General features: G+C 56.4%; 18 protein-coding genes. 1 reads left to right on the forward strand and 17 read right to left on the reverse strand.

Annotated elements, in window-relative coordinates; all coding sequences use genetic code 11:
- Positions 1-91: 91 nt before the first annotated feature.
- The 6 genes from L3J03_05015 to L3J03_05040 form a co-directional block, all read right to left on the reverse strand.
- A complete protein-coding gene (locus tag L3J03_05015; GenBank protein MCF6290338.1) occupies positions 92-805 on the reverse strand; it encodes a site-specific DNA-methyltransferase in 714 nt (237 codons plus the stop codon).
- A 98-nt stretch (positions 806-903) separates the two neighbouring features.
- Positions 904-1,545, reverse strand: a complete 642-nt coding sequence (locus tag L3J03_05020; GenBank protein ID MCF6290339.1) for a hypothetical protein — start codon at positions 1,543-1,545, stop codon at positions 904-906.
- The gene (locus tag L3J03_05025) at positions 1,542-2,804 is read right to left on the reverse strand and encodes an ATP-binding protein (GenBank protein MCF6290340.1); all 1,263 of its coding nucleotides are present in this window, start codon (positions 2,802-2,804) and stop codon (positions 1,542-1,544) included. Before L3J03_05025 ends, L3J03_05020 begins: the two co-directional genes overlap by 4 nt.
- A gap of 117 nt (positions 2,805-2,921) precedes the next feature.
- Complete coding sequence (locus tag L3J03_05030) at positions 2,922-5,804, reverse strand: SNF2-related protein (GenBank protein MCF6290341.1); 2,883 nt, start codon at positions 5,802-5,804, stop codon at positions 2,922-2,924.
- Positions 5,805-6,081: 277 nt separating this feature from the next.
- Positions 6,082-7,173 carry a biotin synthase BioB gene (gene bioB, locus L3J03_05035; GenBank protein MCF6290342.1) on the reverse strand — a complete coding sequence of 364 codons (1,092 nt, stop codon included), beginning with the start codon at positions 7,171-7,173 and terminating at the stop codon, positions 6,082-6,084.
- A complete protein-coding gene (locus tag L3J03_05040; GenBank protein MCF6290343.1) occupies positions 7,170-8,426 on the reverse strand; it encodes a M48 family metallopeptidase in 1,257 nt (418 codons plus the stop codon). The genes bioB and L3J03_05040 overlap by 4 nt, the downstream gene beginning before the upstream one ends.
- Positions 8,427-8,828: 402 nt before the next feature.
- Here L3J03_05040 and L3J03_05045 point away from each other — a divergent pair, with 402 nt between their 5' ends.
- Positions 8,829-11,483 (forward strand): EAL domain-containing protein, encoded by a 2,655-nt coding sequence (locus tag L3J03_05045; GenBank protein ID MCF6290344.1) that lies wholly within the window; start codon positions 8,829-8,831, stop codon positions 11,481-11,483.
- A 96-nt stretch (positions 11,484-11,579) separates the two neighbouring features.
- Here the strand turns inward: L3J03_05045 and L3J03_05050 are convergent, their stop codons facing one another.
- From L3J03_05050 to L3J03_05100, 11 genes are all read right to left on the reverse strand, one after another.
- The gene (locus L3J03_05050) at positions 11,580-12,251 is read right to left on the reverse strand and encodes a DUF47 family protein (protein ID MCF6290345.1); all 672 of its coding nucleotides are present in this window, start codon (positions 12,249-12,251) and stop codon (positions 11,580-11,582) included.
- A gap of 48 nt (positions 12,252-12,299) precedes the next feature.
- A complete protein-coding gene (locus tag L3J03_05055; GenBank protein ID MCF6290346.1) occupies positions 12,300-14,576 on the reverse strand; it encodes an inorganic phosphate transporter in 2,277 nt (758 codons plus the stop codon).
- 353 nt (positions 14,577-14,929) lie between these two features.
- A complete protein-coding gene (locus L3J03_05060) occupies positions 14,930-15,256 on the reverse strand; it encodes a DnaJ domain-containing protein (GenBank protein ID MCF6290347.1) in 327 nt (108 codons plus the stop codon).
- Positions 15,253-15,897: a class I SAM-dependent methyltransferase gene (locus tag L3J03_05065; GenBank protein MCF6290348.1), complete on the reverse strand. Its 645-nt coding sequence runs from the start codon at positions 15,895-15,897 to the stop codon at positions 15,253-15,255. The genes L3J03_05060 and L3J03_05065 overlap by 4 nt, the downstream gene beginning before the upstream one ends.
- A gap of 38 nt (positions 15,898-15,935) precedes the next feature.
- The gene (locus L3J03_05070) at positions 15,936-16,274 is read right to left on the reverse strand and encodes a hypothetical protein (protein ID MCF6290349.1); all 339 of its coding nucleotides are present in this window, start codon (positions 16,272-16,274) and stop codon (positions 15,936-15,938) included.
- 47 nt (positions 16,275-16,321) lie between these two features.
- Entirely contained in the window at positions 16,322-17,302 is a 981-nt protein-coding gene (floA, locus tag L3J03_05075; GenBank protein MCF6290350.1) for a flotillin-like protein FloA, read from the reverse strand.
- Between the two features lie 13 nt (positions 17,303-17,315).
- The gene (locus L3J03_05080; protein MCF6290351.1) at positions 17,316-17,795 is read right to left on the reverse strand and encodes a serine protease; all 480 of its coding nucleotides are present in this window, start codon (positions 17,793-17,795) and stop codon (positions 17,316-17,318) included.
- Entirely contained in the window at positions 17,792-19,258 is a 1,467-nt protein-coding gene (locus L3J03_05085; GenBank protein MCF6290352.1) for a serine protease, read from the reverse strand. The genes L3J03_05080 and L3J03_05085 overlap by 4 nt, the downstream gene beginning before the upstream one ends.
- 141 nt (positions 19,259-19,399) lie before the next feature.
- Positions 19,400-20,284 (reverse strand): DUF3108 domain-containing protein, encoded by an 885-nt coding sequence (locus L3J03_05090; protein MCF6290353.1) that lies wholly within the window; start codon positions 20,282-20,284, stop codon positions 19,400-19,402.
- A gap of 232 nt (positions 20,285-20,516) precedes the next feature.
- A complete protein-coding gene (locus L3J03_05095) occupies positions 20,517-20,972 on the reverse strand; it encodes a universal stress protein (protein MCF6290354.1) in 456 nt (151 codons plus the stop codon).
- Between the two features lie 180 nt (positions 20,973-21,152).
- Positions 21,153-22,100 (reverse strand): ketopantoate reductase family protein, encoded by a 948-nt coding sequence (locus L3J03_05100; protein MCF6290355.1) that lies wholly within the window; start codon positions 22,098-22,100, stop codon positions 21,153-21,155.
- Positions 22,101-22,260 lie beyond the last annotated feature (160 nt).

Raw genomic sequence — 22,260 nt, forward strand, 5'->3', positions numbered from 1 at the left:
GGCCGACCAGTCTGTAAAAACGACTCATTCCTGAGGCGGTTTGAGTCAGACAACCTGGGGGTGACTGAGAGTTTTATTGTATCTTTCAGTGTCAGGAATTAGCTGACAAAAGTGTTTGACAAGGACAATTAGGAGTGACGATTTCATACATTTGATTCGGTCGATATCCTTGAGCCGTCATCGGAATACCACGCCATCGGCCTCGCGGATGATTGTTTGGGTTCTTGTAGACTTTAGCCTGTTCTTCCGTTATCGGAACGCGGTTTCTTGTTTTCTTAAACTGACCAGCTTGTTTTGCGTAAAGCAATACATAGTCGTGTGCATCGCCTATGGCTTCACGGTTCTCCCGCGAGTATCGTTTTTGCCAGATATTGCTTGCAACAAAATTCGCCCGCCCAAAAATCTCATCACATAAGACTTTCAGGTAATGGCACTCGTTATCGTCAATCGTAATCCATAAGGAGCCGTCCTCGGAAAGCAGCCGCCGAATTATCTCCAATCGATCCCGCATCAGGCTCAACCAAATGGAATGTTCCACCCCGTCGTCGTAATGGGTGAAGGCGGAACCGGTATTGTACGGCGGGTCGATGAACACGCATTTGATCTTGCCGGTAAACTCCTGCTCCAGGGCCTTCAAGGCCAGCAGGTTGTCGCCGAAGATCAACCGGTTGTCGAAAATATCGTTCTTCGTCACCCGGTGCGCAGCATGGTAGGACTTTTCCGGATCTTCCAGCAGAATGCGCGGCTCCAGCCGCGGTCGCTCCTCCTTGCCGATCCAGGTCAGTTCGAGTTTTTGTTTTTTCATGGTCTCAGTTTGTGAATCTTAAAAAAACAAACTCACCTGTCTATTCTTTTTATCTTCATTTTTAACATGTTACCTTGTTTTGTCCGAAACGGCATTGTTTAAACAGCGTTTAAAGACGGGAACCAGGAAACCAGAATGTTTTTCAGTTTATGAAAGGCTGGATCATCGCAACGGGTGAAACCGACCCGCTGGGCAAGCTGTAGATATATCGAGGATGAACGCGGTTTACGCACAAAACGCAATGTCTCCTCCATGGCTTCCTTGGGGCGTAACGGTTTAGAACGGTCCGGTGACAGGAATCCTTTCGCGGCCAGCCATTGCCGGAGTTGCGGATCCCGCCCTCTCCAGCCCAACGCCATTTCGACTTCGGGTGAATCACTCCATATCCAGTTTTCCAGTTCCGGGTCGATTACTATGGCGGCGGCCCGCTCAGACCATCCCGACCGTGCCATGCTTTTTTCTATATCCTGTTCCAGTTCACTGCTGGTCCTTTGTTGCCGCCCGCATCCTTCACGATCCAGCATGACAATGGCGTGCAAGTATCTGTTTGCGAATGGCCGGAGAAATGCGTCGGCTCGAAGAAGGCATCCTGGATCGCTTTCAGGGTGAACAAGCGATTTCCAGACAATCGGCCGGATCGATAGCGATTGAGGCCTGTTGAGAATACCATCGACCGCAAATAGCATGTTTTTATCCGCAACAAGCAAGACAAGATCGTCCGGGTCAGCAGGAATTGTCATCCCAGCACTCCTCCGGCAAACAACACACCGAGATTCTCTTCGCCCCGCCAATCCCTGAGCGCCGGATGCTCGTCACCCCGGACAATATCCGCAGCCCCATCCGAAGTCTTGGCAAAACACAAAACATTAGCTGGCGCAACCATGCTGAGGATAACCGGTGAATGGGTTGCCACCAGGATCTGGGCGTCATATACCGAAGAAAGTGATTGGAAAATCGTGTCAACAGCACGCGGATGAATGCCGTTTTCCGGCTCCTCAATCAAATACACGCCGCTGAAATTCGGCAGATACGCGAGAACCGTCAGGGCCAGAAGACGGAGTGTGCCGTCGGAGGCCATCCACGATGGAGTCTCGAGCCCACCATCATATTCCAGGATCAAATAACGATGCCGGTCGTCAGGACGTTCGACTGTCCGGACATTACACAGATCAGGAAGGGCCGTTCTCAGGTGGGCAAGCCAGTCACGGAATCTGTCCTTATCGATATTTTGAAAGTAATCAATTACCCAGGGAAGATTAGAGCCATCGGCGCGAAAACCTCGTCCCTGCCCGGGGGGGCTCGCTTTGCGGATCAGCAGGCTGTTCAAATTCAGCCGTTCCACTTTTTCGACCAGCAGGCTGTTCAACCAGGAGGTCACCGGGAAATTCGCCTCGTCCGCCGGAACATTACCCAAAGCGGATTTTTGTGGCCCCAGTTTAAAAGAGGGAGCCCAGCCTTTGCCCTTTTTCCGGTACACCTCGGAATAGAAGTTGTCATTGCCATTGGCCACCTTATTGACAATCACCGTAGTTCCCTTGGCACGCGTGGGGGTGATAATGGTGGCAGGCGCCTCAACAGCCTCCGGGAAAAGCGTCCGCTGCCTTGCCTGGTGGGGTGGAGAAGACATTTTTAAGAGCACTTTCTCTGCCATGATCGATATCTCCTGGGAGCTTTCATCCAACTGAAGGGCGATTTCGTAGCGGACAGTGTCGTTCGCATGATCTCGTAGCATCTTACGAAGATGTTCCGGTATGGCTGCTTCAATTGCTATTTCAAACCTGTCCCCGCTCCGCCACCAGAGCAGATCCTGAAAATTTCGCGTTCTGGCGGTGACGGCGGCCAGCGGCCCGTCGGTCACCAGATCGCCGAGGAATGCAATCACGTCAAGAAAGGTGGTCTTGCCGCTCGCATTGGGGCCAACCAAAACATGGAATGCCCCCAGCCGCTGCTTGATGTATCGAAGACAGCGGTAATTTTTTGCCTCAATTAGTGTGATCATGATAAGGTCCTGTTTGTTTGCCAATTAATCCGGCTTGGTAACCCATATTTATTCCTATTGATCCGGATTATTTTGTTATTTTTGGTTCACGGGGTCTCCGGTAAGTATTTTTTTAACTTACGCGGCCAACAAAGTCCATTGAATCATAAAAAGTGGATTCAATTCCGTTTTTTGCCGCAACTTACCTTCAATCTGGGCAATCAATTCCTCCCGTTGCCGGTCTACTTCGTCTTGGGCTTCAAAGAGTGACCGTCGCTTCTGATTGCGCTGGGATTCCAGGGCCTTTATCTGCTTCTGGCCGGCGAGTTTTTCTTCCAGGGTCAAGGCTGCTGTTGCAGCACGCCGGGCCTCCTTTATCTGGCGGTCCAACTCCTTCAGTTCACGTTCAAGGCCAATTTTGAGGTCATCGGCCCAGCCGTCAAGCTTGTCGGCTTCGGCTTCGAAAAAACGGGCATTGCGCTCGGAAATATCCCTTTGGATGGTGGCCTGCCGCTTCCGGGTGTGTTCATCCAATGATACAAGTGCAGGAATTTTGAGGGCTGACCCTTTGACTGAGGCAGGCAGACTGAGCAGACGCCTGGCGCTTTCCTCATCCAGCATGCGGCCCTGGTCGGTGACAGCGGCGAGGATCATATAATCTTCCGCCTGGTCGAGTGCTTCGATGGTAAAGACCGAGGCCGTGAGCCAGCCCGATTCGCCGATAAATGGTTCAAGAGCGGTAATCTTGCCGTCATGCCGGCCATAATCGAAACGGATTTCAGCAGGTGGCAACTCTCGACTTTTTGCCTGGGCCAGGAGTGATTCGGCCAGCAGGTGATTTAATCGGAAAAGATGGGCCTCACCGGAACGGCGGGGCAACTCATAGAGCCCCAAAGGAATTTGGTCGGCCTGGTTCGGGAATGGTTGAGAGTTGAGCCGAAAAGAAGAGTCATTTATAAACTCGGCGTGGCCAGCCAGTTCGTGCCGGCTCATCTGCATCAGCAACCGTTCATAGCGGTTGAGATAGGCTCTGGAATCCTTGTCTCTGACCTTGAGTTTCTCTCTCACCTCGTCATCGAAATGCTCCATGAGCTGCCGGCGGGTACGGGTCATGGCCTCATTGATCTCCAGGCTCAGTTCGCGTTGGAGCTGATCAAAGGCCGTTTGAATTTCTTCCGGTTGGCGGCACTGCTGGTAGATGGCGGCAATGCGCTTTTCAAAATCAACCCCGCTCTCAATGGCCCCCAGAACCTCGTCACTGGCCCCGAAAACGCCCTCGAAGAGTTTAAATTTTTCAGAGAGGAGTTCAAAAACCCGAAGATCAGCGGCGTTGTTGCGGTTCAGAAAATTTACCACCACTACATCGCACTGCTGACCGTATCGGTGACAACGGCCGATGCGTTGCTCGATGCGCTGCGGGTTCCAGGGCAGGTCGTAATTAACCACCAGAGAACAGAACTGGAGATTGATCCCCTCGGCCCCCGCCTCGGTGGCGATCATAATTCGCCCCTCTTCGCGGAAGTAATCCACCAGGGCCGAACGTATATCGGCAGTGCGAGAACCAGACACCCGATCCGAACCTTGGTGACGTTCAACCCAGGCGGAATAGATCTGCTTAGAGCGTTTGTCAGTGTTTGACCCGTTAAAAAGAACTATGCCCTTGGAAAACTTGCTGTCGAGTAGAAGGCGCAAAAGATAATCCTGGGTACGGCGCGATTCGGTGAAGATGATGGCCTTCCGGGCCGCCCCGGCCTGGGCCGCCTTGGCAAAGGCAACCTCCAAGGCAGTGAGCATGGAGCGCCCCTTGGCATTGTGATCAATAGAGAGGGCAAGCTCGGTAAAGGCTTCCAGGTCATCGATTTCTCCGGCAATGGCGGAGCGATCTTCTTGGGAAAGCGGTGGTTCCGACTCGCCGTTGTTCCATTCCTCGGCGGTTTCATCAAGGGCTTCGTAATCCTGGTCCAGTTCGTCTTCAAGAGACGTAGCCGGTGCCTGGCGGCGAAGTTTATCTTTCAAACGATTCGCAATAGAGGTCAAGGCCCCGGCAATGGCGAAGGATGAAGAGGCCAGGAGCTTGCGGAGGACCAGAGTCATCAATGTCCGCTGGCTGGCCGGCAGTGCCTGCAGGTTATCGCGTTGCAGATAGTTGGAAACCAGGTGATAGAGCCGGTCCTCACTTTCTTCCGGCGTGAACTCCTGGACCAGGGGCAGGCGTTGGGTGTATTTGATGTAGGGTAGGACCTGACGGCGCAGGGTACGATGACAGATCGGGCGCAGCCGGGCCTTCAGGGTATTGAAGACCTGCTTCTGGTTGAGATTGGCATACTGCTCGCGGAAGCTCTTCAGATCACCAAAGGTATGTTCATCAATGAAACTGACCAGGCCGAATAACTCCAGCAGGGAGTTCTGCAGCGGGGTGGCGGTGAGTAACAGCTTGTCTTTGCCGGCCAGAGCCCATTTAAGGGTATTAGCGATGACGTTGGACGGCTTATACACATTGCGCAGACGATGGGCCTCGTCGATGACCACCAGATCCCAGGGGACGGCATGTACATCCTCAGCCTTGTTCTTGGCAAAGTGATAAGAACAGATGACGATCTCGTCCCCCTCAAAGGGTCGGAACCTGCCTTGTTTGATGGCAGCATTGTAAAACTTGGACTCCAGAAGCCGACATGGCAGGAAGAACTTCTCGGTCAACTCCTGGTACCACTGTTTGCGCAAGCTGGAAGGGGTAATAACCAGGATGCGGCGTTGCCGCTCCGCCCATTTCTGGGAGAGCACCAGTCCGGCTTCAATGGTCTTCCCCAGACCGACTTCATCGGCCAGCAATGCCCCGGTTGAGAGGGGCGACGTGAAAGCAAATAGGGCTGCATCGACTTGATGTGGATTGAGATCGACCTGGGCGTCAACGAGGACGGCGGCAAGTTTTTCCACACTATCGGAAGGGCAGCGCCGGGTAAGCTCGTGGGCAATGAGTTTGCTTTGATAGTCGGTGAGACTCAAAATATCGGTAATTCCCAAATGTCACTTTCGCGTGTCTTAAGTTATTCCGGTATCATAACAAACAAAAAGGGTCAGAAATATTTTTATAACATTCAGAGTCAACATATTTCCAAAACATTTTGCCCCGTTAATTTAGGAACAAGTGCTCGGCAGAAGATAATTGTCTTGAATTTTCAGGCATGAAGGATTCCCACTAAAAGGAATACACCTGATAGTTATGCTGGTCAACAAAGAAAAAAAGACAAAACCAGGCCAGTTTAAAAGGAAGGGCATGGGAGTGGGAGAAGATGCGATATTAGAAATCGCCGGGCCGCAGGTCCCGGGCCGACTTGATCACCACCCCCTCCCCTGTCCGTTCTTCTTCCGCCCCTTCCTTGCTCTCCCGGGCCAGCAATTCATCCAGGCCCTTGTCCGATCTGATGGTAAAGCCCGCGTCCAATATCATCCGCAGGGTCTGCTCCCGGCTGTTGCCTTTTGTATTGAGGTAGCCGTCCATGAACAGGGAGTTGGCCGGATAGAGGCTGAGCGGCTCCAGGCTGCGCAAATGGGCCTCCCGGCCGGCCGCCACCCGGATCTCGGCATCAGGATTCACCAACCGGAACATGCAGAGGATGCGCAGACAGTACTCCGGGGTCAGGTTGCGGGGAATGCTCATGATATTGCCTTCAATGGGCAATAAAAAATTAACCGGTATCGAGCGGGCGTCCACCTCGCGGAGCGCCAGGGCAAGCTCGATCAGCTCCTCCGGGGTCTCGCCCATGCCGGCGATGATCCCGGAACAGACCTCCAGCCCCACCTGACGGGCCGCCAGCAGGGTATTGAGCCGGTCCGCATAGGTATGGGTGGTGCAGATCGATGCGTAGCGGGAACGGGCGGTGTTGAGATTGTGATTCAACCGGTCCAGGCCCGCCTGTTTCAAGAGCGCCGTTGCCTCTTTGTCCATGATCCCGGCCGATACGCAGACCTCCAGCGGATATTTAGTCTTAATCTCCCGGACCAGGGCGGCAATTTTTTCCACCCGTTTGCGGCTCGCGGACCGGCCGGCATAAACCATGCAATAGCGGTGGGCCCCGGCCTCATAGGCCTGTCCGGCCTCGGCCAGGATCTCATTGTCGCTCTTGGTCGGGTATTCGGCGATCTCGGCCTTGCTGTCCCGGGACTGGGCGCAGTAGTTGCAATCCTCGGGGCAGAGTCCGTTCTTGACATTGTTGAGAATATGGATGGTCACCTCGCGGCCGTGGAAATGTCTTCTTACTGTAAAGGCGGCATTGACCAGGGGCAGCAATTCCACCTCATTGCCGGTCAATACCTGCTGCAGGATCTTCTGATCAACAATCCCGTGGTTGATACCGGCGCGGGCCAGTTCTTGATACCACTCATGATTCATGATTCTTCTCCAAGGGATGCCCCGGCCCGGGAAAGCGCCTGCAAACGCTGCCGCAGCGGGGGATGGGAATAATGCAGCATCACATAAAAAGGGGCCGGGGTCAGATTGGCCAGGTTCTGTCCGGACAATTTCTTTAAGGCCGAGATCAGATCTTTTTCACCGCCCAGGGTCTTGGCGGCAAACCGGTCGGCCGCAAACTCATTGACCCGGGAAAGCTTGTTGAGCAGGGGCGTCAAGAGCAGCTCAACCGGCCCGAACAGCAGGCTGAAAAAGACCAGTCCGGTGTACACCGAGGGCCGGCTGACAAAAAAGGCGGCAAACAGTTCGTCGCGGGAGAGAAACAGCGAAAGTAAAAAGAACAGGATCCCGGCATGGAGAATGGCCAATACCATGGACTGGAGGATATGTTTTTTCTTGTAATGGCCGATCTCGTGGGCCAGGACCGCCACCAGCTCTTTGACGGTATGGTTTTTGATCAGGGTGTCGAACAGGGCGATCCGCCGGTTGCGGCCGAACCCGGTGAAAAAGGCGTTGCTCTTGCTGGAGCGGCGGGAGCCGTCCATGACAAAGATATTGGCCAGGGAAAAGTTCACCTGCCGGGCATAGTCGAGGATCGCGGTTCGCAGCTCACCGTCGGCCAGGGGGGTGAACCTGTTGAACCAGGGCATGATCCAGGTGGGGGCGATATACTGGATTACCAGGAGAAAGAGCGAAGTCGCCAGCCAGCAGTACAGCCAGGCCCCTGGTCCACCGTACTGGAACAGGGCCAGCACCAGGGCCAGCAACGCGCCGCCCAGCAGCAGGCTTAGAAAAACGGTTTTAAGGAGATCGGTCACAAAGGTCCGGACCGTGGAGCGGTTAAAGCCGTATTGTTCTTCGATCACAAAGGTGCGGTAACAGGAAAAGGGAATGGAGAGCAGGAATTTGCCAAGGGCCAGGATGGTGATGAAAAAGAGGCCGCTGACGATTGGCCCATTTCCCCAGCCCCGCACCAGGGAGTCGAGAAGTTCAAACCCGCCGGCAAACCAGAAGCCCACTAGAATCGCCAGATCGAAAACGCTGGCAACAAAACCGAACCTGGTCCGGACCCGGGTATACTCCTGGGACCGGCGGTACTCGGCCGGATCGTAGATATCCTCGCAGTCCCGGGGAGGTTCCGGGGAGAGGGCCCGCAGGTTCAGGAGCTCGGCCAGGGTCTCCAGGGCAAAGGCCCCGAGCAGGAGGAGCAGGACAAACAGACTGTATTCGTTCATGGGGTATTTTTTTATTTACTGTTTCTTCTTTTATTCGAAAGCGATAACTCCGGCGCCGCCAACGAGATACCGGAATCGGAACCGGTAATATTACTCTACCCTTCCTGTCTTTTCCAATTAATCCGCCGGTGCCGACATTTTTCCCTTGACCGATTGCTTTTTTTTTGCTCCTCCGGGGGACGAATCGGCTATTGATTGACAGACAGCTGTTTTTCTGCCAGAGTAATTTTGTAAATTGCTTGTCAGGCCGACCTGTTACCACCACACCTCCGGCCGGCCGAAAGTGTAGATTCCTACTATTTTCACATTTGCACCATTTCCATTGCAGAAGATCACACCGGTCCGTCTGCCGCCCCGGCCGACCCCGTCACCGGCAACCATCGGACAGAGGGAGGGGGATCAGTGAAAATATCAACCAAGATCTATCTCAGTTATCTGTTCCTGGCCATCCTGGTCGGCGTTACCCAGTTTGTCGAACAGCGGGCCTTCTCCTTTGCCAGAACCACCTTTAACAAAATTTCAACGGAAACAACGCCGATGCTGCGGGCCATCGAGGACTTCAGGGCCGCCGGGCTGTTGATGCTCTCCTCCACCGGTCAATACGTGATGCTCCGGACCGAGGATGACGGCAGCGTTGAGCCGGCCGCCGCAACTGATGCCGCGGCCCGGGAACAGGAGGAGTTCTTCCGGGCCGAGACCGGTCTCTTCAACAATGCGATAAAACGGATCAAGGCCCATATCCAGGCCAAGTCCACCCTCGGCCATACCCACATGATCGCCCGCAACGACCTGGGGCTGCTGCTGGAGAAAGGAAATCTCCTGCGTGACCGGTGCGAACGGTTGGTCCGGTTAAAAAAGAGCGGGGCCGCCACTGCCGCCACCCTGGAACTGCAGCAGGAACTGAGAAAGGCAAAGAGATCTTTCCTGGCCGCCACCGGCTCGACCCTGAAAAAGGAAACCGAGGTACTGGAACTCCACCGGCAGAACCTCTTCAATGCGATAAACAGGGCCCTGGACATTGTAAAAATCGCCGGTCTTGCCGCGCTCGGGCTGATCATCTTTTTCGGCCTGGCAATCACCCGGGCCGTTTCAACCCCCATTCGGGCCCTGATGAATTCGGTGGCTGAAATCGGCCGGGGACGGCTTGAGGCCAGGGCGCCGATCATCTCCCGGGACGAGATCGGCCAACTTGCCACTGCCTTTAACAAGATGGCCGGCGACCTGGCCGTGGCCCTTGACAAGGAAAAAAAGGCGATCCAGAAGGCCACCGCCGCCTCGGTGGCTGCCGAGCAGGAGCATAAACGGGCCACGGAGCTACAGGAGATTATCAAGATCCGGGACCAGGAGATAGCAAAACGCAAGGAGTATCAGAAAAAACTCGACCTGGCCGCCGAGATCATCGAGAACACCATCGAGGGAATCGTTCTCACCGACCCCGACGGGGTGATCGAACAGGTAAACCCCGGTTTCACCGCCATCACCGGTTATGGTCCGGCGGAGGTCCTGGGCCAGACCCCGCATATTCTCATGTCGGCCCATCATAAGCAGCGGTTCTATGAAGATATGTGGAACACCCTGCTTGCCCACGGCTCCTGGCGAGGCGAGATATGGAGCAAGCGCAAAAGCGGCGAGGTCTATCCGCAGTGGCTCTCGATCACCGTGCTTAAGGATCAGGAGGGCGAAACAACCCATTACGTGGGCCTGTTCCATGATATCTCCGAACTGAAAAAGAGCCAGCAACGGCTGGAATACATGGCCTATTACGACACCTTGACCGGGCTTCCCAACCGGACCTTGTTCAGCAACCGTCTTGAAAAGGCCTTTACCATGGCCAACCGCGGCCAGCAGATGATCGCGATCGTGTACCTGGACATCGATGATTTCAAGAATATCAACGATACCCTGGGACATAATATCGGCGATCTCTTTCTCCGGGAAGCGGCCCGGGTGCTGAACGGTTTCTGTCGCAACGAGGACACCGTGGCCCGGACCGGCGGTGATGATTTTCTCTTCATGTTCCAGGGGGTCAACGATATCGACGGGGCCGCAACGATCGTCAGAAGAATCCTGGCCGCCTTTGAGACCCCGTTTCAGGTCCAGAACCATGAACTGTTCGTCAGCGCCAGCGCCGGCATAACCGTTTACCCGGACGACGGCAAGGACGTGGAGACCCTGATCCGCAATGCGGACATGGCAATGTACGGCGCCAAGGAGGCGGGCAAGAAGGGCTTTTGTTTTTTTACCAGGAAAATGGACGAGACCCTCAAGCGGAGAATGATCCTGGAAAGATCACTGCGCAAGGCATTGGAGCAAGAAGAGTTCCGGGTCTATTACCAGCCCAAGCTGAGCGTGGCCGGCGGCCGGATCGAAGGGGCCGAGGCCCTGGTGCGCTGGCAGCGGTCCGACGGTTCCATTGTCTCGCCGCTGGACTTCATCCCCCTGGCCGAGCAGACCGGGCTGATCGTACCGCTTGGCCAGTGGGTGTTGCGGACCGCCTGCCGCCAGACCAGGGCCTGGCAGGAAGCAGGGTTTCCAATAAAGATAGCGGTCAACCTGTCGGCCCGTCAGTTTCAACAGAAAAATCTGATGGAAATGGTGGAGCAGGCCCTGGTCGAGTCCGGGCTGGCCCCGGTTGATCTTGAACTGGAGGTCACTGAAAGCATCTTGCTGGCCAGTCACGAGGAAGCGGTCGAGATCCTGTCCCGGCTGCGGGAAATGGGGGTCAGCGTGGCCATTGATGATTTCGGCACCGGTTATTCCTCGCTTTCCTATTTAAAGAAACTGCCCATTGACACCATCAAGATCGACCGGGCCTTTATCCGGGACATTCCCGGGGATACCGATGATGTCGCCATAACCAGGGCAATCCTGGCCATGTCCCACAGCCTGGGTCTGCGGGTGGTTGCCGAGGGGGTGGAGAGCAATGACCACCTGCTCTTTCTGCGGGAACACGGCTGCGAATCCATGCAGGGCTATCTGTTCAGCCCACCCGTGCCTGCTGCTGATTTTCTGGAGATTCTGCGGCAGAAAAAGCGACTCGTCCCGCCGACAGAGTGATATCGATTTATACGGCTTTCAGGTGTCAGGTGTCAGGTGTCAGGAAAAGATTAAATTCTAGCCACCGCCACCTGTTTTTTTCTGTCCTCTGTCTTCTCAGGCCCGTTCAATCATGGCCCGCATCACGTCACCGGTGTTCTCGGCGTGGTTGGCAATGGCGCCGATCCGTTCGGCCAGACCGACCATGTGCAGGACCACGATGGGGTCCGACACATGGGCGAATATGTTGAATTTCAACGAATCCTCCAGCTTGTCCGCCTCATGCTCGCATTTGTGGAGGTTGCGGATGAGGTCCTTGACGATCCGCTGCTGCCGCTCGCAATGGTTGTCAAAGTAAATGTGCGCCTCCCTGACCATGGCGCTTATTTCCTCGATCGGGGTGATAACCGCGTCGACCAGATCAAAAAAACCTTTTTTCAGATCATCGGACAGAACGGTATCGGGCCGATAGGACATCCAGTTCAAACAGTTCTCAACACAGTCAAGCACCTTGTCCTGCTCCTGGATATACAGGAAGAGCTGATACTTATCGACCTGCATCCGGGTCTTTTTGGAGATGATCCGGCGGATGGCGGTCTTTATCTCGTCCGCCTCGCTTTCCAGCCGGTCGACCTCGAACAGATACTCGTCAAACCGGTCGCATGATTCCGAAAAGAAGCACTCCACCGCCTGTTGAAAGGCCCAGGCACATTCCTTGACCTTTTCCGCATGGTTCTGAAAGGCATCAAAGGGAAGTGCGGCAAGTTGAGAAAAGAACATTAAGCGCATTCTGCTCTCCTGTTTTTTTGGGGTTCTGGTTATAAATCCGCACCGTCGTCAGTCACCGTTACCGTCCTCAACAACGGCTGCCGCCCCGGCCTCGGTCCCGAAATGGTCCCTGAAGATGTCGAGCAGGTTCTGGGTCTGGCCGGAAATCTTTTCGCAGTTCTCCAGCAGCCCGTAGTAGAGAATGCTCAGCCGGGTCTTGGATTCAGCGCCCTGGATCCGGTTGATCTGCTTCTTGTTACATTCCATCAGGTAGTCGCTCATCCGGCGGCGCTGGCTCTCAATATAATCATAATCCACCTTCTTGTTCTTCAGCAGCATGATGGCCGTATTTTCCAGCAGCCGGCTCACCGATACCCTGATCCGCTGCAGCTCTTCCTTCTGCGAGTCAAGCAGGCCGCTGTGATAGTTGATCACATGGGTGTATGAGCGCATGACGATATCGCGATGGCTCTCAGCGATCTCCTGCAGGGTGGCGATGGTGCGCGAATACTTGTGGGTGGACTCAACATCGTCCCTGTCCAACAGGTACAGGGTCTTGAAAATATTGGCGATGATGGTATTGGCGACCTGCTGGATCTTGCTCGACCGGTCCTTCATCTCCCGCAGCCGCTGCCGGTCCTCCTGAAAGACCGCGTCAAAACTTATCCGCAGGGTTTTACTCACCTCGTTCAGAAAATAGCCAACCTGCTCAAAGGAGGTATTGACCGCATAATCGGCATCAATGCCGTTTTTCAAGCTCAGGTTCTTAATAAGACCGGACTCTTCCTCCTGCTTGAGATGGTAGCGGAAACTTCGCATCACAACAAATGCCACCAGGGCGACCAGCCCGATAATTGCATACAGCTTGAGATACATGATCAACAGGGCAAAGAGGGCTGACACCGTAAAAGCGATAAAGGCGGTGCAGAACCAGCCGCCGACCACGGTTAGCACCCCGGTGACCCGGTATACCGCGCTCTCCCGGCCCCAGGCCTGGTCGGCAAGCGAGGTGCCCATGGCCACCATGAAGGTCACATAGGTTGTTGACAGGGGCAGTTTCATCGAGGTTGCGTAGGAGACAACCGCGCTGGCCACGATCAGGTTGACCGAGGCCCGGAGCAGATCAAAGGCCGGCTCCCGGCCGTCGTAGGTGGCCACCGGCCTGCTCCGGGAGGGATCAAGGCGATTGGCCATCCCCTTGCGCACGGCAGCGGGCATGACCCTGTTCACCAGGTCGGCAAAAGAGGTGAACATGCCGACAATCCCCCGGGACAGGACGGAAGAACCGAATTTTTCCACGCCCTCTTCCTGACGGCTGAGATCCACCGAGGTCCTGGTGACCGAACGCGCCTTTCTGGAGACCCAAAGGGTAATAATCATGATTATCCCGGCGGTCAGGAGTAGAAACGTATTGGAATGAACAGTTTTCTGCAGGGCCTCCATGGTGATGTGCAGCGGGTCGGAACTGGCGGCCGCCACCTTATATGCCTGCACCCCGGCCAGGGGCACGCCGATAAAATTGACCAGGTCATTGGCGGCAAAGGCCATGGCCAGGGCAAAGGTACCGATCAGGACGATGGGCTTCAGGACGTTGACCCGGGTAAAGATGGCGAGGGCCTGAAATATCAGCCCGAACAGCAGAAAATTTACCGCCATGATGGTCCAGGCGTTGTGCTTGATCCAGAACACGGTTTCAGGGGCGAGAAAGGAGGCGCCCTTGGCCCCCTTGATCAGGATGAAGTAGGTGATGATGGAAAGGGAAATTCCGCCCCAGAGGCCGCCGTATCGTTTCAGTCTCGGCATATAATCAAAGGTAAAAAGAAGCCGCGACAGAAACTGGGCAATGACCCCGCAGATAAAGGCAATGACCACGGAGAGCAGAATGCCGGTGATGATCGCCAGGGCCTTGCCGGTATTAATGTAGTTGACCAGTTCCTCGAAGCCGTTGCCAGCCGAATAGATCTTGAGCAGGGAGACGGCCACTGCGGCGCCCAGCAGCTCGAAGACGATGGACACGGTGGTGGAGGTGGGCAGGCCGAAGGTATTGAAGAGATCGAGCAGCAGGACATCGGTGAGCATCACCGCCACAAAAATGGCGAGCAGTTCGGGCATCATGAAAAGCTGGGGCTGGAAAATGCCTTTCCGGGCCACCTCCATCATGCCGCTGGAAAAGGTGACCCCGGCAAGCATCCCCAGGCTGGCAATAATCATTATCACGTTCCGGGGCGCCACCCTGGAACCGATCGACGAGTTCAAGAAGTTCACCGCATCGTTACTCACTCCCACAATCAGGTCGAAGATTGCGAGGGACACCAGGATAACGATGATAACCAAGTAAATTTCCATTCAAATTCCTGTTTTTGTTACATTGGTAATTTGCCTTGACCCGGTTGGCCAGGAACCTGTCCACAATAAAGTTGAGCCACTATAAATGATTTCCATAGCCAAAACATCATAATCTTGACAAACTTTTAACAATTATTATTTTTGCCCGAACCTGCTGCACGCGCAACGTTTTTTTCTTTAATAACGGTATGTTGTGTTTTTGGGATTGGGCGTTGCCGGCAGTTGCGGCCCCGGGAGGTGCCGCTGAAATCCGCTGTCACGGATTCGTGCAAGCAGGCCGGCGAATCCATAGTATGCCTATGTGAGCCGGCCTGATCGTGCGAAGATGGGGTGCTGGTGAATGGTTACAACGGCTAAAGGGCGCCGCCCCTGCCCCACAGCGGATCATTGCCGAACCGGTTGAGCCACCATTCCTCGTCGGACAGGTGCTTGTTCACCGCTTCCTCGGTAAAGGAGAAGCGATAGCCGGCACAGTAGGCGATGATCAGCGCATAGGCATCGTTGAGCCGGGCGCTCACCTCCAGACATCTCTGCCGCTCCTCCTGACACTGGTCCGGATGCCACTTTCTGATCAGTTTGCGGTAGCTGGTCCGGATCTCGTCAAGGGTCGCCTGTTCAGGCAGCTCGAGGAGCTTGCGCGCCCTGGTAATCTCCGCATAGGTGTTCTTTTTTTTCTTCATAACGGCTGGCCGTTGTTGCGGCCGCGGATCACCACAAAAGAACCCCGGTCATAACCCGGTTCCACCGGTTCCCTGGCGGTGATCTCGCTCATGTCGCTGAAAATTGTCTGGGTAAAACAAAAGTCCCTGAACCCGACCTGGCCCATGACCGCCACAATGGTCGCCACCGAATAAAAGGTGGCCTCTTTATAAAAAAGGCTTTTGTGGCGTTGTTTCTCATATTCCATGCCCAGCGGGCTTTCCTTGTTGACCAGGGCGACCAGGCAATACCCGTCCCGGGTCAGCACTCTCGACGCCTCAATGAATGTTTTGAGCAGATCATCGACAAAGCATACCGTGGTCACCATCAGGATATAGTCGCGGGTTGCGGTGCCAAGGGGCAGTTGTTCAGCCACCCCGCGGATCACCTGGATCCCGCGCGACTTGGCGACCTTGGCCATTTTCGCGGCCGGCTCGACCCCGGTTCCAACCCCCAGCGGCGCGGCGAACCGGCCGGTGCCTACCCCCACCTCCAGGCCGCGGCCGGTTTTGGGCAGCAACATTCCCACGGCCTTGAGTTCAGCCACATAGGCCCAGCGGTTGACCTCGAACCACTCCTCATACTGTTTGACATGTCTTTGAAATACAGCGGTTTTCGCCATGAGGATTCAGTGCCGGTAAACTCATAACAATAAAACAATCATTCCTTGCGAAGTCCGACTGGCGGCGCCAGGAGTTCGGCCCAGACAACCGCCCGGCGCAGCTGTTGCCGTTTGTTCAACCGGTTGGTCGCGCCAGCCACCGGGATGCGCTTTTGCCGCCGGCCCGGTCTTACCGCCCGTTCCCGGTCCAGCGGTAAATCCTGAAAACCAGGGTCTGGAAGAGGGACGGACCGGTCAGTGGAAACACCGGCAGATCCGGACGGCCCACTGTCCGGGGCCGGAGCTGCCCGTCTTTCCAGCAGGACCTTGCGGAACCGTTTGAGAATTGACCAGGCCGCCCATAAAAACAACAGGGTAACAATGCCTTCACCACTCATCGCTTTGACCTCGAATATAAATCGTTTAAACGTTTGAGCGTTTGGACTTATTCCTCATCCATGGTTGATTCCTGCTCGCCGATGCTGTCGCGCATCTTGGTGTCGGCAACGATATTCTTCATCTTATAATAGTCCATGATCCCCAGGTGCCCCTTGCGAAAGGCCTCGGCCATGGCCATGGGCACCTCGGCCTCGGCCGCCACCACCTTGGCCCGCATCTCCTCCACCCGGGCCTTCATCTCCTGCTCGACGGCAATGGCCATGGCCCTTCTTTCCTCGGCCTTGGCCTGGGCTATTTTCTTGTCCGCCTCGGCCCGGTCGGTCTCCAGCTCGGCGCCGATATTCTTGCCCACGTCCACGTCGGCGATATCAATGGAGAGAATCTCGTAGGCAGTGCCGGCGTCCAGCCCTTTTTCCAGGACCCGCTTGGAGATAGTGTCCGGGTTTTCCAGGACCTGCTTGTGTGAATCCGCCGAGCCGATGGTGGTGACGATCCCCTCCCCTACCCGGGCCAGGATGGTCTCTTCGCCGGCGCCACCCACCAGCCGTTCGATATTGGCCCGGACCGTGACCCGGGAGATCGCCTTGAGCTGGATGCCGTCCTTGGCCATGGCCGCCACCAGCGGCGTTTCAATGACCTTGGGGTTAACGCTCATCTGCACCGCCTCCAGCACGTTGCGGCCGGCCAGGTCAATGGCCGCGCCGCGGTTGAAGTCAAGCTCGATATTGGCCTTGTCCGCGGCAATCAGGGACTGCACCACCCGGAGCACATTGCCCCCGGCCAGAAAATGGGATTCAAGATCATTGGTCGATATATCCAGCCCGGCCTTGACCGCCATGATCTTGGACTCAACGATCAAGTTGGGCGGCACCTTGCGGAACCGCATGAAGATGATGTTCAGCAGTCCCACCCGGGCTCCGGAAACCAGGGCCTGGACCCACAGGGACAGGGAGGAGCCGATAAAAATAAACAGGGCGACAACCGCGGCGATCAGGATAAAAAAGGCGATGGTGCTAAAATTTGTCATGACGGGCTCCTTGTTAGGGTTGCATGCTGCGGACGATTATCTGGTTGCCGGTTACTGCAATCACCTTGATCGCACTGTCCCTGGCAATGAATTCACCGCGGCTGACCACATCCCGGCGCTGGCCGTCAATGAGCGCCACCCCGCCGGGTCGCAGGTGGGACAGCGCCTTGCCGGGGCGATTGAGCAGGTCGGCCAGGTCCGGGGACTGGGAGGTAACCCCTTTGCTTCGGGAGAGGCGGGTTCGAAGGGTTACCGGGGAACGGGCCAGGAGTTTCAGGCCGACAATGATCAACACCGGGATCAGGATCAGATCCAGGGTGAGAAAAACCGCGCCCATGGTCACCGACACCTTGTTGAACACCATGAACAACGAGTAACCGAACAGGCCCAGGGCAAAGATCGACAGAATCCCGCCCGAGGGGATGATGATCTCGGCAATCACCACCGCCACCCCGGCCAGCTGCAATAGAATCGACAGGGCCAGGATGTTCATTCTTCCTCCAGCGGCGCAACCACGATCCGGTTGCCGGTTATGGCCGTAACCCTGATCCGGCGGCCCTTTTCGAGAAACTCACCCTGGCTGACCACGTCATGCACCCAGCCGTTGATCTCGGCCTTGCCGGCCGGCCGGAGCGGGGTGGAGACCGTGCCGGTGCAGTTGACCGCCACCGGGCTGTCCGCCGCCGCCGTGACCCGGGCGTCTTCAAGGGTGGCGGCAAGATAGGGTCCGTCAACCAGCCGGCCCATTCTCGGTAACAGATAACGCAGAACCAGCAATGATGCCAGCAAGGCACAGATAAAGGAGATCAGCACCCGGAGAATATTGTTGACCAGGAGTTTACCCTGCCAGGGCATGGCAGGGTCTGGCAGGACAAAGTCCTGAAACGAGAGGACCATTCCCACCCCGATAAAGACGAACCCGGCGATCCCGGCCAGGCCGAAACCGGGAATTACAAAAACCTCGAAACCGAGCAGCACCAGCCCCAGGGCGATGATCAGCATCTCGGTATGGTCGGCCAGCCCAAGCAGGTACTGGTTGAAAAAAACCAGCCCCAGGCAGATTATGCCGACGAGCCCGGGGATGCCGAAACCCGGGGCCTTTAACTCGGTATAGAGCGCCGCCATGCCGATCATCAGCAGGACCGGGGCCATCCCGCCGATCAACCGGCCCAGTTTCTCGGACCAGGTCGGTTGCAGCCGTATCACCCGGCCGGGCGCGACCCCAAGGGCAATGAAAAGATCGTCAAGGGAAGAGACCGTTTTTCTGGAAAAGCCAAGCTCGGCCGCCTCGCGGTCATCCATGGTCAGCAGTTCTCCGGCCGCCACCACCGTTGTCTTCCGGTAGCCGCGATTCTCTTTCCTGCTGCTGAACTCCCCGTAATCCCGGGCATCGATATAACGTATTTCACCGTCTTCGCCCTCCAGCCGATAGACCTCCATATCCGCGCTGACCATGGCCTCGGCCAGTACCGGCGGGTAGCCGTTTCTCCTGGCCAGGGCCCGGAACTTGGCCCGGAGCGGCGACTGGAACTTTTCACCCATCATCTTGACGCCCTCGCTGGAATAGCTGATCGGGGCCACGTCGCCCAGGGTGGTGTGCGGGGCCATATAGAGATCGTTGCAGGCCAGGGCGATCAGGGCCCCGGCCGAAATCGCCTTGTCGGCGATAAAGGCCACGGTCCGGCCCCGGGGGTCGCGAAGCAGGGTGTTGACAATGGAAAGAGCCGCATCGACCCGGCCGCCGAAGGTGTCGATCTCCAGGATGAAAAGGGTGGCTGGCCTATTGTCCGCATCCCGGATCGCCCGGCGGATAAAGGCGGCCATCCCCGGATTCACCTCCCCGGACACCGGGATCAGGTAGACCGCGGATTCCAGGGGCTTATTGTCCGCGGCCCGGGATGAGGGGATGATCACGGCCAGGCAGCAGAGGGTGGCAAGAAAAAGGACTCGTATCATCAATGGACCTGTAAGAAACCTGATGAACTCGTAACAACCCGAAAGGCTTCAAATGCCACCCAATAAAATCAACAAGTTACAAGACGAATCACGTCCGTCGAGCGGGTTGTTGCGAGACCGACAAACCTGGTCGAGCCGGGATTATTCAGCGTCTGTCACCCGGTTGCCGTTGTTGTCCCGGGCCAATAGTACCGGCACGGTGCGGGAGTCGACCAGGTCGGCGATAAAGCTGCCCACCACCACCTTACTCTTTATCCGGACCGGGATCTTGGCCGCATCGGCGGTGACCCAGATCTTGAGCTTGGCGTCCTTGCTCTTTTCAAACACCCCGCCCACATGTTTCAGGTCCGGCTCAATGAGAAAGGTGTCGTATTCACGGCCGGCAACCGTGATCGTTTCCCGTTTTCGCACCCAGACGATCCCGATCACGTTTTTGTTGCCGTCGCTGATCGGCCGGGAGATCTCCATGCCCTCGCGAAGATCCAGGCTGCGCACGTAATAGAAACCGGACATGGGGTCAAAGGAGCCCTCCATCAGGGGTGAGGTCCGGTGGTCCTTGTCAAAGTTCGAATAGCGGGCCACCTTTTCGCTCCAGTCAAAAAAGACCTTGATATCTCTTCTTGCCCGGCCCTCCTGCTGGTCCTTTTTATAGAACAGCGAGTGGGTCATATCGATGTTGACAATGGAATCGACCTTGTCGCGCACCTTGTAAAAAAGATCCAGGACCTTGTTCGAGGTGGCGGTCATTCGAAAATGATGGGCGGGCTGGCCCTGAAAGGATGCCCCGGGCAGCACCTCGAGTACCGCCGTGCCGGCCGGCACCATCTGCCAGCGAAGCTGATAGGTAAGCCTTTCCCCGGCAAGAAAGGGGACCTGCCGGCCGCTTGCCCCGGCCGGAGCGACGGCGGGGAGGAGCAGGAGAGCGCCGGCCAGAACGGAGACAACCAGAATGACCCAGTCCCGGCCCGGCCGGGTCGCACCTTGCCGCGGCCCGGCAAGGTGATTTATTTGATCCGCTATCAGCATAAACAACCCGCTTGTTCCCCGCGGCCGACAGGCGGGCCTTTATCCGGGAATTCATATTATTTCACAATCATTCTGATTTACCCGCCTTTGCCGGCCCTGTCAACAGAAACGGATGATACGGGCAATGGGTGAACCGTACAATGCCGGGACCGGTATCAGGTTCCAGGACAAGCTGCCGCCACTGCCCACGGTCCCCTGTTTTTCCCGTCCCCTCTCTTCTGTCCTCAGGCATTCATCCCACCACCCAGACGGTGAAACCCTTACTTTCCCGGACCACGGCGTTGGAGATGGAACCGAACAGAAACTCCTCGGCCTTGCTCACCCCGCGCTTACCCACCACCACCGTGTCAAACCCTCCCTCCTCCTGCATCTTGATGATTGTCCGGCTGGGTGGTTCGGCCGCGCTCTGCCGGCAGATGGTGGTGATCCGCTCCGCGGGAATGGCAAAGCCGGCCAGCTTTTCCCTTGCCCGGGCAAAGATTTTTTCCGCTGCCGCTTCCTTTTCCCGGATATATTCGGCCAGGGTGTGGCCCTGCTGAAAATAATAGGGCGGCGGCTCAGGGTAGACGTTAAACAGGCAGATGGTGAATCCCTCGGTACTGCCCACGATTTGGCCGACGTAGTCCACCGCCCGCATGGATATCTCATTGTCGTCCACGGCAATGAGAAATTTTTTCCCGGTATCCATCTGATTGCCCTCAAATTTTCTTTACCCGTCTTGCATTCACAAGCCCTTGCTCTGTTTCGCTCCGAACCAGCATGGCTGGACCGGATTTCAGGCCCCAGCCACAACGAAACAATGAAAGTCGCCCCGGACGAAGCTCCGGGTCCGGGGCGACTTTCATATAAACCTGGCGAGAAATGCGGATCAGGTATCAACGATGTAGCATTGATCCCATTTTTCCACCAGCTTGACCAACTGCACCATGGTCTGCTGGGTGGGAGTGGCCACCCGCTGTTCGGTCCCATATGCACAGAGCATCCCGTTCAAGGCATCCACCTCGGTGCGCTTGCGGTTGACCACGTCCTGGAGCATGGAGGACATGTTGGCGGCGGTCCGGTTGCAGATATCAAAGAGCAGTTCATAGAGATCCTGCCGGATATCGATATCGCAGGCCTCGGCCACGGCCCGGCCCTCGTCCACCAGCCGTTTCATCAGGGTGATGGACTCCATGTTCTGGAGAAGCATCCCGTTTCTCATCCGCAACACGGCGGAAACACTGTTGATGGCCGAATATACGATCACCTTGCACCAGAGCTTCTCCTTAACCTCCCGGGTCACCTCGGTGGGGATCCCGCTCCGGGTCAGGACCTGGCTCAGCCGCTCGATCCGGGGAGTGGGCTGACCGGTCAACTCGCCGATCAGGGTGTCGCCCAGGCCGCTGTGTTTGACCCGGCCGGGGCCCAGGCCGATGCCGGCCATGAAGGTAAAGCCGCCGATGATATTATCGCGGCCCACCACCTTTTCCATGATCTCCAGGTTGCCGAGCCCGGTCTGCAGGCTCAGGACCGGCGAATCCTCGGCAACCAGGTGGGCGACCCCCTTTACCGCGGCCCGGGTATCAAAGGATTTTACCGCCAGGATCACAAGATCGCACTGCTTGATCTCCTGACCGTTGTTCACCGCCCGGGCCGGGACACGGGTCATGGCACCGGGGTCTTCCACCCCGATATCCATGATCTCGATACCGTTCCGGTTGATCGCCTCAACAACGTCCTCGCGTGTTTCCACGAACCAGACCCGGTGACCGCCCCGGCTGAGCAGGGCCCCGAACACCCGGCCGATGGCGCCTGCGCCGACAATGACTATCTCCATGGCCCTCTCCTGTTTCACGGTTTTTCAGATCCACCCCTGGTAATCGGATTACAACACTTGGGCCTGCTTGTCAATCAATGGCCCCGCCTTTGCGCCAGGGGTCCCGGCGGGCCGGCCCGTTTCCGCGTGCTGGTTGCAGCCGGAACGTAAGCGATCACAG

Source organism: Desulfobacterales bacterium (assembly GCA_021647905.1).
GTDB lineage: Bacteria > Desulfobacterota > Desulfobulbia > Desulfobulbales > BM004 > JAKITW01.